Genomic DNA, 14519 nt, shown 5'->3' with positions numbered 1-14519 from the left:
CGCTGATACTATAAGGTTACTTTTTTATCGCCGTTATTGATGCCCTCAATAAATTTAATGAGGCCGGCCATGTAAGTCTGTTGATCATCATACAAACTCATGTGGCTGCCGTTGGGGCAATACAGGTAGCTGCCGTTCTGTACTTTTTGCGCTACCATTTGCATGTGTTTCGGGTCCATAGTATCATACTGGCCGCCAATGCTCAGTACCGGTACGCTTAGTTTCGGCAGGTCGGGCACGCGATCCCATTTCTCAAGCTTGCCTGATATGCCAAATTCGCTCGGCCCCTGCATGGTTACGTACAGCGACTGGTTCATCTTATTCAGTGAGCGGGTCATCGGCTCGGGCCATTTATCCAGCGGGATACGGCAAATGTGTTTGGCGTAAAAGTTCGGCATTAGTAGCGCCATGTATTCAGGGTTGTTAAAATCTTTCTTCGCTTCAATTTCGCGGATGCGGGCTAAAACTTTAGGGTCAAACTGTTTGGCTAACACTTCCTGCGCATATTTGCCATAATCGGGGCAGCTCATCATCATGTTTGATATAATGAGGCCCTTCAGGTGGTCCTGGTATTTAAAAGCATATTCGGCAGCCAGTATGCCACCCCATGAGTGGCCCAGTAAATAAAAATTATCCTTATCCAGTTTAAGCGCCTGGCGCACCTGCTCCACTTCCTCAACATAACGAGGGAGACTCCACATCGAAGTATCTTTGGGGTTATCAGAATTACCACAACCTAATTGGTCATAATAGATCAGCTCGATGCCTTCCTTCGGCAGAAAGCTCTCCATACATTCAAAATACTCATGTGTAGCACCGGGGCCGCCATTAAGTACCAGCAATTTCATTTTGGGGTTGTTGCCAACGCGTTTGGTCCAAACGTTAAATTTACCCTTGGGCGTGTTTATCTGCACCACCTGTACCTGCCCGGTTTTAACGCCGCTGGTGGTATCGGTTAAATAAGTTTTAAGGTCGGCGGTGTTTCCTGCAGGTTTGGTTGCCTGGTTACAGGCACTGAACGCAGCCGTGATGATTAACAATGCAAGGGTTAATTTCTTCATGTGATAGCGGGGTTTGATAGCTTAAAGATATTTAATAAAACATATTCTTTTACATGTTAACCTTGGATATGTAACGCATTCATAATCAACTATACAACTTGTGTGAATGAGTTATAGCCCAAAGCTATAAGCAAAACAAAACCAACGTTTGATTATGCACGTAATGAGTGGTAACACAACAAAAACATTTACAAGCTTATTCCCACATCTGCTTCTATGAGTCCGTACACTGTATTTTATCAATCGCCTGATGGCTTTTATTTTTGCAAAACAAGTTTTAACGAGCCTGCCGAGGCCGAGGGTTTTGTTAAATCGAAATTGTTTGTTGATGATGGCGCAATATTCCATTACATCCTTAAAAACGGTAGCGAATTGATAAAAGGTCAGCACGAGAAGGTTTGCGACAAAACTTTCCTCGCCACCATGAAATATGCTGTTGAACTACCGGCAAACGTGTCTTTTATGGCATTGTACCCTTTACTCCGTAACCGATAAAAGCAGGGTTTCGGCCCTGCTTTTATCCTGGTATATTTATTTGGTTGCTTAGAATTGCACCTTGCCGTTTTGGGTAAGCTTTGCCGTTTTTATGGCTTTGCCTGTTATGATCTTTACCGTTTTATAAACATTGTTGCCGGTGTAAGGTCCGGTCGCTTTCCATGACAGGGTTTTTGTTTTATCATCCCAACGGAAAGCTGTAGTGCGGATGTTGCCTTTTGTGTAGTTATAAGTAGAGCCATCATCTTCAACCATATTAAAGTTCCCATTTTTACCGGGATACACGTGAAGCTCTAAGGCCATGCCGGTATTTTGCCCGGTGTACTGCACAACAGGCCCCAACGGGATAATAGCGCCCGCCCTGATGTAAACCGGTACCTCATCAAGTGCTTTATCAACCGAAATTGTCATCGGGCCTTTAAACGCCCGGCCGGTTTCATTATCGTACCAGGTATCGGCAGGCAGGTAAATTTTACGTTTGCCGCCTTCGTTAAGTAGCGGTGCTGCTAAAATATCTTTGCCAAGCAACCATTCATCAGTTTTGTTAGCTACGGTGGTATCGGTAGCAAACTCCATTATAAGCGGGCGCATTATTGGCGCACCGGTCTGGTAAGCTTCATGGCCAAGACTATAAATGTATGGCAGTAATCTGTATCTTAAATTAAGCGCTTTGCGCATGGCAACTTCGGCATCGGGCCCCCAGGCGTAGGGGAAATGCGGCGTTGTTTCGATGTTGGAGTGCGAACGCATTACAGGGAAAAATACCCCTGCCTGAAACCAGCGCACCAGCATCTCCTTAGTAACCGGGCTATCGTGCGAACCCGAGAAGCCACCAATATCGCACGAGCCATAATACATGCCTGCCAGACTAAAGTTGAGCAGATCTTTAGGCACATCATTAAGCGATGACCAGGTAGAGAGAATATCTCCCGTCCAGGTGCAGTAGCCAAAGCGCTGGTTTCCAGGGCTAAATGCCCTGTTTAGCGTAAAAAAGCGCTGGTTGGGGCGGGCAGATGCCAGCAGATCATTTTGGGCCGTATTCCATCCGTAGTAGCAGGTGTAGTATGATTCGCCTTCGTCGTTCCACCAGGTTTCAACGCCTGCATCTAACAGCGGCTTACTTTTTTTGCCATACCATTTGCGCAGCCCCGCGTTATTGAAGTTGAGGTCGCGGTCGGCATCGGGATTATCTGGGCTGTTGAGCCATCCGTTTTTTCTTACCGTATCGAGGAATAATTTATTCCCTAACCGCGGTTTGCGGATGCCTATAAAATGTATACCCTCATTTTTTAGATCAGTAAGTTGTTTGGCAGGGTGGGGGAATAGTTTAGGGCTAAAACCAAAATCGTTAAAGCCGTCGCTGCCCTCTTTCTTCATAAAGTAATCGGGGAAGCCGGTGTACCACTCAAAATCTATTATAAAAGCATCAACCGGTAATTTGCGTGAGCGAAACTCGTGCGCAACATTTGCAATGTAAGCGCTATCCGTCCATCCCCATTGACTTTGCAGGTAACCCAAAGCCCATTTGGGCGGCAGTTTGGGTTTGCCCGTTAATTTTACGTAGCCACTGGCTGCATTGTACAGGTTTTTTGCAGGCCACAGATAAAGGTTGCCTGCTTTACCCGCAAACGTCCAGATGATGTTGTTGCTGTTTTTATCCTGTTTCCAGGTAGCTGGTTTGTTATCATTAACCGATACCCCCAGCGAGCTGAAACCCGCACTGCTCCAAAAGTACGGCACATCGGTAATGCCATTGCCCGTGGTTGATGATGAGCCGGTTTTCTCCAGATTTTTGGTGGATTTATTGCCCGATCCATAAAGCAGGCCTTTTGAAGGTGTGGTTATTTGCACTTCGCCATCAGCAACAGAAAAGGATCCGTTATTGATAAGTACACTGCCCGCCGCACCGTACAGCTGCCATGTTTGTGTTTTAGTATTGACGAGTAGTTTACCATAAGCCGTTTTGATACCGTAAAACGGGGTGGCCGATACCACCGTGTACGGGGTAGCTGCTTTAGCCTTTTCAATAAATACGCTGTTGATCTGTGCGGCAGGGGCTTTGCTTACGCCGATGCAGAAAGCTGAGCCATTGATCGCCAAAATGGAGATATAATTATCGCCGGCGGTAATTTGTATACCATCTGATATTTTTGTGATCTGGGCGCTGGCGCTCAAAGCCGTAAGGCTTTGCCACAAAATAGCTATACTAAAGAACAGGAAGTTTCTGTTTATTGGTCTCATCGGGGTTTGCTTATGGTTAAGGATAATTGGTAAGCAAGTATAAGGTATTTTTGCTAAATCGATTTATTTAATGAAAAATATGTATCGGATTTATTATCCCTGTGTTTAAAACGCCTGCCCTATGCCGAAGAAAAACAGTTTGTCTTCTTTAGATAAGCCATAGTCAAATGATATAATGGTTGATTGATTCCATGCTATCCTGGCACCGGCTCCGTAAGAGATTCTGATGTTTTTGAAATTAAGATCTTGCCATCTGTCGCGTACCGTGCCGGCATCAAAGAAAGGGGCCACACCGAAACCAAAGAATTGTTTACCCAGGCGTGCTTCGGCCAATCTAACACGCAGTTCAACATTGGCAAACCATAACGACCGGGCCAGGAAGCGGTTTGCACGATAACCTCTTAAGGATTGTTTGCCGCCCAAAGCGTTGATGCTACCATCGGGCGACCATTGGTCCTGAAATTCAAAGAACGGGGCATTATCGCCAAAGATATTACCAACCGCTGCCCGGCCTGCAAGAACGGTACGTTTACCAAACGGTAATTTTTGGTAGTATCTGCCCTGAATAAACACTTTATCAAATGAAAACTGAGAGCCGATGATCTGGTCTGAAAATTCATTAGAAAGCTCCAGGTAAGCACCACGGGTGGGGTCTGGTTCAAAATCGCGCACATCATATATCAATGCAGTTTGGATAAGTGATACCCAACCACCTTTAAGGCCTTTGGCGCGCCCCTGCTCAAAATCTCTTTTAAGTAATGAGAAACCATTTGGTGCTTTAACTTCATCACCGCTTCCCGGTTTTATAGCGTCGGTTTCAAAGCCCTCAAATGTTTTGTAGTTGAGGTGTTGTATCTCATACCCACCCATCAGCCTGAATTTGCCTTTTTTGCCTAAAGCGTAATCTGCTTTCAAATTAAGCATGAACTCTGTTTCCCTGAAACGATTAGAAAGTGCATCGGTTACCTGTGCTGCCTCGCCCGCGCCGCCTGGGCGCACTGTTTGCCTCGCTTTATCAAAAGCTTCATATTTATTGAAAGTAACAGCAGGATCTGATGGCAGGCTTAATGCGCCAAGTGTTTGTTGGGTTAGGCCGAAATAAAGGTTTGCAGGGTTTTGCTGAAGTTTAAGATCGGCCCGTAAACGCCAGCGGCTGCCTTTATAATACGGCATATCTAACCCCAGTACCAGTTCTTTTGCATTTGAAGTGTAATACGCTGCATTGGCTTTTAACTTCATCAGGTATGGCGTATACGGAAAAAGCGGATTATCCCGTTTACCGTTGAAAAATATATTGGTTCGAACACCGAACCCGAAGCCTGTAACAGGATCTGACGAAAGATCTGGCAGCCCGGTTACAAAAGCCCCTTCCTTTTTTTTCTCAAGGTCGGCATCAGACATGCGTTTGGATTTGATAAACGATAAACTATCGGTGGTTTGCGCAATAGCCGAAGAACCCGCTGCAAAAAGCAGTATGATGACAAGTAAGTATCTCATAGGAATTATAATTTTTTGATGATTAAAACTCCCCGTCAATTCTGAATAAAAGTTGGATTTTTGTCTATTTTATTATTGAAATGATAAATAAATATCAATTATAATGAAATTATTATAATTTTATTAGAAAATAATTAGAGAAAGATTAAAATCAAAGATTGCTGTTTTAAAGAGTGAATGCTTATCACCAACATTAATTAATATTACAGACATGCCGGAGAGATACGCGCACAGGGTCTAATGCGTTGCTATTTTAATAATTACTTTTGTAGTTGATTGCGAAATGATATATTTGCAACCCACAAACGGGGGATTAGCTCAGCTGGCTAGAGCGCTTGCATGGCATGCAAGAGGTCATCGGTTCGACTCCGATATTCTCCACCTGATAATCAAGGCTTTACGATCCGTCGTGAAGCCTTTTTTTATTTTGGGAATACCATGGGAATACCCCTTGCATGATTTTCTTGCACCCTATCGAATAATATTGAACGATTTTTAGCCTTTGATGATGACGAATATGTGACAATTTGAATGCTCGTCATCAGTCCTAAATGGCCACTTGCGGACGTCATCTACAAATTTGTAGCCCGCATCATGAATTATTTTTACCGAAATAAACTCATTTTGGAACCCATCAACTGTCCGAGTCGGACGTGATCGGATAAATATCATTCAGCAAAATTCAAAATTTGCTGAAAAACATTCATATGGCTGTTAACGATAATAAACAAAACGCCAGCTCTCCGCTTTTTGCGAATCAATTGACAACGGTGGAAGATCTGATGAACCTAAAAAGAGACATACTTTCAGAAATTAAAGCACTGATCAACGATCACGCTGCGAAGCCGGTCAAACGGTGGCTGAAATCTTTTGAAGTAAAAGAGCTTTTACATATCTCAACCGGTACCTTGCATAATTTAAGAACCAATGGGATCTTGCCTTTTACGAAGATCGGTGGCGTCGTGTTTTATGACATGATCGAGGTGGAACAGATACTTCAAAATCACACCCGATTCGAAAAGTCCGGACGCAAATAAATTCAGTTTGACTTGAACCAACATATCGAAGTTTTATATGCCCGCTTTATGTATTTATAGAATTACAGATTTTTGTAATTCACGAAGGCTGTATTTATGTATAGGTGGTTAAGGCAATTTAAACTGTGAGATTTTTGAGTCTTTTCCGACGTTTGTTTGCCGTTGTTAGATCCCTGATAGCAACGATCGTCAAAAAACGGTCACTATGATATGCCGTTGTTAAGGAGCTGTTAAATCATAGCTTTTAAATGGGATAGGTTACGTTAAAAGTTACCTTCGCGGCAAGTAAATGAATTACTGAGCTGCAGGGCCGGGTTAAACATATTCTGATTTAGCCCGTCCGCTGCGACAATCACCTTGATACTTGTCAGGTATTGCTTCAACGTTATCTAAAATGAGCTCTGAAAAACTTAAGAAAGAAAGCGCTGCTACTCTCAGCGCCTCTAAGGCAAAACCATGCGTTTGTGGCAAAGGAAGTCGGTCGGACATGGATAGGATCTCAAGGACGTGGTTAATGAAGACGTTGCTTTTTTGGTTACCTATCCGGCGTTATCATTGTTATCGCTGTGTTCGAAATCGCTGGACAATCGAAAATTAAAATCGATTAAACAAGTTTCAACGCGTAAAAAGTTAATCTTGCATAACTGAGAAGGCCGTCTAATACTCATAGCTATCTTTCTGCGCGTTTTTCTCTACTTTATGCAAATGCCCGATCAACTCCCGGCCGCTCTTCTATCGTTTAAGTTGATTAGCGTGGCGAATTTCCTGCCGGTCCCGAATGCGATCATCTTGTTGATAGTACTCAGGCATCCGTCTGGCCATGGAAAGATGAATATCCTGCAGCGTTCCACTTCGCAATAATTTGTTATCGGCAACCACCAGTTGCGCCAATGCTTTTGCCATCATTGTTGCGTAGTATGGGCAATCCCAGTCATGATTGTAAGGGTTATCGCCTTTGATATTTACTTTTTGAAGCGGATGCGAAGCGTCTTCAATAAGTTCAATCACCGCCGGGCCGAATACATTTGTAAACTCTTCGACGAAATGCGGCCACCAACGCGGATGCTGGGGCAATTCTTTAAGCAGGGTATCGCAAACGATAACCCGTTCTGGAAAATATGGATTTGACGGATCCATGATGAGCAGCGATACACCGAAGTGCCCTTCTTTTTGGGAATGACGACTACAGATCACAAAATATAATTCTTCCATTCGTCCGGCCAGTTGCATCGCCTTTGACAATGTGATCGCATCGTGTAGACGGTCTTCTAAAAAACCTTCCTGAAAATACACGTGTAAATGTTCCGCTGCGATCTTGGATACCGATCTGCTGTTTTCCTGGAAAACATTATTATTAGCCGGCCTGCTGGCAAAATGATTGCCGCTGTTATAGCGGATCTGCTCAGAATCTTCAGGATAAGTATTGATTGCTGCGTTATCTCCGGCCTCGGTCTGTTTATTGGGTTGTACGGAACGAAAAGGGATGTGCGTGCCTTCAACACATATCCTGCGGGCCAGGTTATAGATACGTTGCTCAGTGGTGGCCAGTATAGGATCGCCGCTGCTTGGTTCAAAATATACGCGTTTGGCGGGACGGCTTAGGTGCTTCAATATAGAGGACATTTGTAAAAGTTCTTGTAAGGCATTCGGCCTGCTCAGAAAGAAGTCGCGTAAGGCCCCGTCAGCAAGATATGCCTCCAGACTTTGATCAAAACGCAGCAAAGTTTCATTGTGCGATTCCCTGACCCATTTTTTTAGGAAGCGGTATATTTTCTTATCGAAACGGGCATTATCCGTTATAGCCACCGCAAGCGGTGTAGTGTATTTTATCATGAAAAGAATGGGAGCGATCAATGGAGACCTGCTATAAATATACATGAATTAGATATCGCCGTCAACCTGCAGGTCGCTATTTTTCTTTGAGATTTTAGGCGATCTTAAATCCTCGAACGTTTCGTCGCCGTCATAATGTTGCGGTGCCTGTAGCATTTTTAAATTAAACCGATGTGCCGAGTCGGACAACCTCGGATTAGACAAAACGAAGGACTCCTCACTTTTGCTTTATGTAGATCTGCCATTTCAGATTTACAGATTTATGTATTTACAAACTTATAGATATACATCATGAGCAGAATTATCACGATCGCACATCAAAAAGGCGGGGTCGGCAAAAGCACGATCGCGCTGAACCTGGCAATGTGCTTCAAGGAGCAATTGAACGTCGCACTGGTTGATTCAGACCTGCAGGGTAGCCTTTATCACGCGAGGGACACTTTTGCCGGGATGAATGTTATCCTTGCTGAACAAATTTTTGATATCCCAAAAATGGGTTATGACCTGGTGATCGTGGATACACCACCTTACCTGTCGAACCGCTTGAGCGACCTGTTCTCCATATCTGATCTGATATTGGTGCCGACCAAGCCCGGCTTTTTTGATGTGATGGCCATCAGGTCTACACTGGCATTGATCAAATTCGCACAGGCGAAAAAGGCAAACCTCAAAGCTGCCATTGTTTTGAATATGGTCAAACCGCGAACCGGTATCACCGGCGAAGTAGCCGAACTTTTAGGTTCACTCGGTACACCATTGTTGGAAACGATGGTATATGACAGGGTTAGTATCACGAGATCTGCCATCACTGCCGGGGTTTTAAACGGAAATGATACCAAAGCAAAAGACGAAATCACGAACCTCGCCGAAGAGGTCGTCAACCAGATCAGTGCATAAAAATAGATTTGCAGATTTATGTATTTACATAATTGCATAAATCTGATGAACAGAGGTATGGAAGGATATAAAGACCGGTTGGGAAACCTGGCGGACAAATTAAAACGGGAAGCTCCGCAAACACCTTTGCAGGAAGTCAATCCTGTAAAAGAACCGGACCTGTTGAAGGAGGAGGAAGCGCAATTGAACGTATGGATACCGAGGTCACTTCTGAAACAAATGAAAGTTCACGGCCTGGAAAATGATCTTTCATTGAAGGACATCAGTATACGGGCCTTGCAAACTTATTTATCCGGAAATGCAGGTTCTTCAAAATCTTGATGCCGCAAATGTAAACAGGTTTAAGATGATGCTGAGAGGGGTTTTCTGCTGTTTTTTTGCAGAAAGCAAGATGTACGTTTGTGGCCACAAACGAATCTTGCCCTCCCTCCGGGGTCGTCCGGGTTTGGTCATCGACCCTCCAGAGTCGGTCAATGAAAATCAGATCATGGCAAATAATGATGAGAAGCGGACGCTGCTGTTTAAGATCCGATTGAAGCCAAGCGAGTTTCAGGTCCTGGAGAGCAGGTTCAAAAAAACAGCACATCAGAATTTAAGTGAGTTCAGCCGGGCGATGTTGCTGGGTAAGGCCGTTACCGTGATCCATCGGGATAAGGCAATGGATGAGCTACTGGAAGAACTCGTACTGCTCCGGAAGGAATTAAATGCTGTGGGAAATAACCTGAACCAGGCGGTTCGGAATATCAATAGTGCACATGGAAACGCGGACAGCCGTCTGTTGATGGGGTTGTTGCAGGTCATCAACAGTAAGGTTGAACCGGCGATCATGGACATCAAGAGATCCATCACTGAATATGCTGAAGTATGGTTGCAAAAATTAAAACCGGGAAAAGTCTGAAAGGTGCGATCAGTTACAATGAGCATAAGGTTATGAAGGGTTCCGCCAAACTGATCTCTGCGAATGGCTTTTTCAGGGAGGCGGATGATTTAACCTATGAGGAAAAGGTTTTCAGATTGCAGGATCTTGCCGGAAGGAATCAACGGGTAACCACGAATACCCTGCATGTCTCCTTAAATTTTGATCCGTCGGAAAGTTTGGACGATGACAGATTAACGCTGATCGCAGAACGGTATATGGATGGTATAGGGTTCGGGGGGCAGCCATATCTTGTCTATCGCCATACGGATGCCGGCCATCCGCATATCCATATCGTTTCGACCAACGTGGACAGCGATGGTAACCGGATATCATTTCATAACCTTGGAAAGTTCAGGTCGGAGAGTACCCGAAAGCAGATCGAAAAAGATATTGGCCTGGTGCAGGCGGAGTCCGGGAAACCGACGTTGCAGTTAAAAATACCGGGTCCCGTCATTTATGGTGATATAGAAACGAAGGGGGCAATTCGCGGCATCCTGACACACGTGCTGAAAAATTACCGTTTCGCAAGTTTAGCTGAGCTGAATGTTGCACTCGCCCGCTTCAATATCATGGCGGACCGGGGAAGTAAAGATTCGCTAATGTACAAACATGGGGGCCTGCGGTACTGGATCACGGACAATGCAGGTATCAAGCTCGGGGTGCCGATCAAAGCAAGTCTTATAGATAAGCGGTCGATGATCCGGAGCCTTGATAAACAATATGTTTTAAACCGGGCCCTTCGACATGGCCGGAAGCAAGGGGTGGCCGATAAAATAGAGCAGGCTTTAGATAATTGTACAACGATGAAGGATTTCCAACTGGCCCTTTACCGGAACGATGTCTATGCTGCGGTTAGCAGAAACGATGACGGGCGTATCTATGGGATCACTTTTGTCGATCACGACCAAAAAGTGGTTTTTAAGGGGAGTGATCTTGGAAAGGGATATAGCGTTGCGGCAATATGCGATAGGCTTGCAGGGGATAAGATTGAATTACGTGATCATCGCACAGAACAGCAACCGGACGGGAAGAAGGAAGTGACGGTCGCAGGGGCCGAATTCTTTCCGAATGAATCCCTTCTTGCCCTCTTGCTCAGCCCCGCTGATTACCATCCGGAACAGGCGCAGGAAAACTTGTTCCGAAAAAAGAAGAAGAAAAAGAGACAGCTCAAACATTAATCGTTAAACTATGCAGACAGGAGAAAATGAACAGGCATTGAGGAAGATCATTGATTTTACGAGATTTCTCAGTCTGTCGCTATTGGGTATCCATATATACCTGGCGTGCTATGCCGCTTTCGCAGCCTGGAATTTGACCGCACCTGGTGTCAATAAAATATTGGCAACGTTTGCCGGGATGACCGTGTTTCAAAGCGTTTGGCTGGCCAAGTTCGGGGTGCTGACATTATTAGTGGTCTCCCTGTTGGGTACCAGGGGGAAAAAAGAAGAATCCATTAAAAAACGAAGCATTGTTTTCCATATCCTTTCCGGCCTCATTATATTTTTTGGCGGCAATTACCTTTTACTATTGCATGGGGCCGCGAGCCTGATCGCAACACTCTATATCGCCAGCTGTGGGCTCGGTTATCTTTTGTGCATGACCGGAGGGGCAATGATCGCGAGGATAATGCGGAACATGTTGACAAATGATATTTTTAACCACGAAAATGAGACCTTCCCGCAGGAGGAGCGTTTGTTGCAGAATGAGTTCTCGGTGAACCTTCCGGCGCTCTATCGCCTGAAACGAATGGAGCGGGAAAGCTACATTAATATCATCAACCCCTTTAGGGGCACCATGGTGCTCGGCACTCCTGGTGCCGGTAAATCCTATTTTGTCATCAGGCATATCATTACCCAGCACATCCTTAAAGGCTTCTCCATGTTTATATACGATTTTAAGTATGATGACCTTACCCGGATCGCTTATAACACCCTGCAGCAGCATAGCAATGCTTATGCTGTCAGACCGGGTTTATTTACGATCAATTTCGACGACCTTTCAAAAACCCACCGATGCAATCCCCTGGAGCCATCGGAGATGAGGGATATCACAGATGCCATGGAGTCATCCCGTACTTTCATGCTGGGAATGAACCGGGAATGGATCAAAAAGCAGGGAGACTTCTTTGTTGAATCGCCCATCAATTTTGTAACGGCACTGATCTGGTTTCTTAAAAAATATAAAGGTGGTGCCTATTGCACGCTTCCTCACGCAATAGAGCTGGCGCAAGTTGAATACAAAACCTTGTTCGCAATCCTTCAAACAGAGCCGGAGATTGAAGTGCTCATCAATCCCTTTGTTTCTGCATGGAAGAATGAAGCTTTTGATCAGCTAGAGGGACAGATAGCCAGCGCGAAGATCAGTATGGCGAGGCTTGTTTCGCCGTCCCTGTATTATGTTCTATCGGGTAATGACTTTACACTGGACCTGAATAACCCGAAAGCGCCGAAGATCATCTGTATGGGGAACAACCCCCTCAAGCAACAGGTCTACGGTGCAGTGCTCAGCTTGTACATCTCGAGGATGATCAAGCTGGTCAACCAAAAAGGGAGGTTAAAATCAAGCCTGATCTTTGATGAGTTCCCAACGATTTATTTCAATAACATCGATGGGTTGATCGCGACCGCGCGATCCAACAAGGTCTCAACGACCCTGGCTGTGCAGGATTACAGTCAACTTAAAAAAGATTACGGAAGGGAGCAGGCCGAAGTCATCTTTAGTATCGTGGGGAATGTTATTTCAGGGCAAGTATCCGGCGAGACCGCAAAGAACCTCAGCGAACGTTTTGGGAAGATCGTACAGGACAGGCAAAGTACCACCATCAATAGCCAGGATGTTTCGGTAAACAGATCCACTCAACTGGATGCTGCCATACCGGCGTCAAAGATCGCGACCCTATCATCAGGTGAATTTGTCGGCGTAGTGGCTGATGACCCGGATACGCCGATCAGCTTAAAAGTGTTTCATAATCGCATCCAGAACGATCATGCGAAGATCAAACGCGAAGAGGAAGGATACAAGGAGATGCCGGTGATCAATCAAGTGACTGAAGCCATGGTGTCAGAAACTTATAATGCCGTGAAACGAGATATCGCTGAGATCGTGGCGAGTTTCGAGGGGTAAAATGCGCCTGGTGCTATTGATCAAAAAAGCCCTGTCATTTGACAGGGCCGTCCCAAAACATAAATTTAATTTGAATTATTTTGCGGCGTTTTTCTTTTCAGTAACGTCTTTACGAAGATCGGTAGCAATAGTTTTGATCTGCTGTAAGGCATTGCGGAAACGTGTTCCTGCTGCGTTGTTGTTCTTTTCGTAAAATGCCTGTCCTTCTTTCTCAGCGGTTTCAATAAGCGCTTTTAATTCTGCTAATTTTTCCATTGTATTCTAAATTAATGATCCGTTTCTTATTTACGGGGCGTCAAATATAGTACATTCAATGGACACAAGTTGTAAGCCTTTTGCTGCTTATTGCTCAATTTTAGGTTCACTCTGCGGCTCGGCTGCGCAATAGCATCGAATATTGCGGGATGCGTGGCGTGCTGTCCAGCAGACGGTATTGGCGGATCTCCTCCATCGTTAAAGTATCGTTCAGGAATTTACGGAACAAATGGTTCTGCTTCAAAGGCGCCGCTGCATAGAACCAGTCAAGCAGGGCCTCCCGGTCGATATCTTCCTGCCAGTTGCTGAAAGTCGCTGTTTCGAGGAAATGGAGGAACTTTCGCTTCATGGCAATGGCGGATGCCGGCTCGATCTGACCATCGATGCGCCTGAAAAAGATCGGTTGATCAGCGGTTTCGCTGAAACCAAATCCCTGCTGTTTCAACCAGCGGTAGATGTTTTCTTCCTGGGAACTTGAGCACTGCAGCTGATAGCCTTTCTTCCCGGTTTTTTTCAGGGATACAAACGCTGCGAGATCGTAAACTTCAGTCATGGGGTTTCTGTTGTCTGCCCTAAAATACACGCACAGCAGATAATTCCGCCCGAATGTTGAAAATATCCGGATTGTTGAATAGTATTTGTAACCCTGGAGAGTACCTGTTCTAAACTCTGCCTGCAGTTCGAAGGGGAATGTTTCAGGGTTGGACCAATGCCGGGAAAGCTTTCCTGAACTCGGTTTCCTCATGCAGGACAATGATCACCTCGGTTTCTTCCCTGCCGATAAAGGTATGTACCCGCTCCGCATAGAAAACCTTGCCTTCCGCATAGTCGTTGTAGGCCTGGATCACTTGAGGGTCATCGAGGAATTCCTCCAGCCGTATATGAACCTTGTCGCCTGTTGCGGGTACGAACGGCGGGTTCTCGAATTTAATAAAGGTCTCACCACGATGATCTTTTGGAAAAAAGCGGTGGTCATCATACTCGTAATGGACGGTCAGTTTCATGGTAAGAGTGTTTGATTAATTACCTATACAACTAAAGGGAGTAGAGGGTTGCCGGTAAATGTGCTGCAAAAAGATGCTTTTTCCCCGGCAATACTGCTTCAACGTGAAGATAGTCAATATTTTTAATTTGATTTTTCATTTTTTCACGCGGAGATGC

15 protein-coding genes and 1 tRNA gene are annotated in these 14519 nt (G+C 45.1%); 8 read left to right on the top strand and 8 right to left on the bottom strand.

Features of this window, described 5'->3' with window-relative positions; all coding sequences use genetic code 11:
• Window positions 1-8 precede the first annotated feature (8 nt).
• Window positions 9-1061 (bottom strand): proline iminopeptidase-family hydrolase, encoded by a 1053-nt coding sequence (locus D0C36_RS23065; protein ID WP_117394091.1) that lies wholly within the window; start codon window positions 1059-1061, stop codon window positions 9-11.
• A 216-nt stretch (window positions 1062-1277) separates the two neighbouring features.
• Here D0C36_RS23065 and D0C36_RS23060 point away from each other — a divergent pair, with 216 nt between their 5' ends.
• Window positions 1278-1556: a hypothetical protein gene (locus D0C36_RS23060; protein ID WP_117394090.1), complete on the top strand. Its 279-nt coding sequence runs from the start codon at window positions 1278-1280 to the stop codon at window positions 1554-1556.
• A 48-nt stretch (window positions 1557-1604) separates the two neighbouring features.
• Here the strand turns inward: D0C36_RS23060 and D0C36_RS23055 are convergent, their stop codons facing one another.
• Both D0C36_RS23055 and omp85 read right to left on the bottom strand, forming a co-directional pair.
• Window positions 1605-3797, bottom strand: a complete 2193-nt coding sequence (locus D0C36_RS23055) for a glycoside hydrolase family 31 protein (RefSeq protein ID WP_117394089.1) — start codon at window positions 3795-3797, stop codon at window positions 1605-1607.
• A gap of 105 nt (window positions 3798-3902) precedes the next feature.
• A complete protein-coding gene (omp85, locus tag D0C36_RS23050; RefSeq protein WP_117394088.1) occupies window positions 3903-5294 on the bottom strand; it encodes an Omp85 family outer membrane protein in 1392 nt (463 codons plus the stop codon).
• Between the two features lie 307 nt (window positions 5295-5601).
• Here omp85 and D0C36_RS23045 point away from each other — a divergent pair.
• Window positions 5602-5675: transfer RNA gene (locus D0C36_RS23045), tRNA-Ala, on the top strand.
• 326 nt (window positions 5676-6001) lie between these two features.
• Window positions 6002-6331, top strand: coding sequence for a helix-turn-helix domain-containing protein (locus tag D0C36_RS23040; protein ID WP_117394087.1), 330 nt, complete (start codon window positions 6002-6004; stop codon window positions 6329-6331).
• 315 nt (window positions 6332-6646) lie between these two features.
• On the opposite strand, the gene D0C36_RS24645 is transcribed toward D0C36_RS23040, so the two are convergent.
• Both D0C36_RS24645 and D0C36_RS23035 read right to left on the bottom strand, forming a co-directional pair.
• Complete coding sequence (locus D0C36_RS24645) at window positions 6647-6820, bottom strand: hypothetical protein (RefSeq protein ID WP_158557185.1); 174 nt, start codon at window positions 6818-6820, stop codon at window positions 6647-6649.
• Between the two features lie 243 nt (window positions 6821-7063).
• Window positions 7064-8164: a hypothetical protein gene (locus D0C36_RS23035; RefSeq protein ID WP_233524559.1), complete on the bottom strand. Its 1101-nt coding sequence runs from the start codon at window positions 8162-8164 to the stop codon at window positions 7064-7066.
• Window positions 8165-8455: 291 nt separating this feature from the next.
• On the opposite strand from D0C36_RS23035, the gene D0C36_RS23030 reads away from it, so the two are divergent.
• Genes D0C36_RS23030 through mobC form a run of 5 tightly spaced genes read left to right on the top strand, consistent with a single transcriptional unit; the run spans window position 8456 to window position 13103 of the window.
• Window positions 8456-9061, top strand: coding sequence for a ParA family protein (locus D0C36_RS23030; protein ID WP_117394086.1), 606 nt, complete (start codon window positions 8456-8458; stop codon window positions 9059-9061).
• A 57-nt stretch (window positions 9062-9118) separates the two neighbouring features.
• Window positions 9119-9382, top strand: a complete 264-nt coding sequence (locus D0C36_RS23025; RefSeq protein WP_147322089.1) for a hypothetical protein — start codon at window positions 9119-9121, stop codon at window positions 9380-9382.
• Window positions 9360-9959: a plasmid mobilization protein gene (locus D0C36_RS23020; protein ID WP_117394084.1), complete on the top strand. Its 600-nt coding sequence runs from the start codon at window positions 9360-9362 to the stop codon at window positions 9957-9959. Before D0C36_RS23025 ends, D0C36_RS23020 begins: the two co-directional genes overlap by 23 nt.
• On the top strand, window positions 9926-11158 hold the full coding sequence (locus D0C36_RS23015; RefSeq protein WP_117394083.1) for a relaxase/mobilization nuclease domain-containing protein: 1233 nt from the start codon (window positions 9926-9928) through the stop codon (window positions 11156-11158). Before D0C36_RS23020 ends, D0C36_RS23015 begins: the two co-directional genes overlap by 34 nt.
• Before the next feature lie 10 nt (window positions 11159-11168).
• A complete protein-coding gene (mobC, locus tag D0C36_RS23010; RefSeq protein ID WP_117394082.1) occupies window positions 11169-13103 on the top strand; it encodes a conjugal transfer protein MobC in 1935 nt (644 codons plus the stop codon).
• Window positions 13104-13178: 75 nt separating this feature from the next.
• Here mobC and D0C36_RS23005 read toward each other — a convergent pair whose 3' ends face one another.
• The 3 genes from D0C36_RS23005 to D0C36_RS22995 form a co-directional block, all read right to left on the bottom strand.
• Window positions 13179-13358 (bottom strand): histone H1, encoded by a 180-nt coding sequence (locus D0C36_RS23005; protein WP_117394081.1) that lies wholly within the window; start codon window positions 13356-13358, stop codon window positions 13179-13181.
• 106 nt (window positions 13359-13464) lie between these two features.
• Window positions 13465-13911: a hypothetical protein gene (locus tag D0C36_RS23000; RefSeq protein WP_117394080.1), complete on the bottom strand. Its 447-nt coding sequence runs from the start codon at window positions 13909-13911 to the stop codon at window positions 13465-13467.
• Window positions 13912-14053: 142 nt separating this feature from the next.
• Complete coding sequence (locus D0C36_RS22995; RefSeq protein ID WP_117394079.1) at window positions 14054-14362, bottom strand: hypothetical protein; 309 nt, start codon at window positions 14360-14362, stop codon at window positions 14054-14056.
• Window positions 14363-14519: the final 157 nt, after the last annotated feature.

The sequence above is a fragment of the Mucilaginibacter conchicola genome (assembly GCF_003432115.1).
GTDB lineage: Bacteria > Bacteroidota > Bacteroidia > Sphingobacteriales > Sphingobacteriaceae > Mucilaginibacter > Mucilaginibacter conchicola.
The sequence above is the reverse complement of the archived record's forward strand: the minus strand, read 5'-3'. Positions and strand labels throughout refer to the sequence as shown.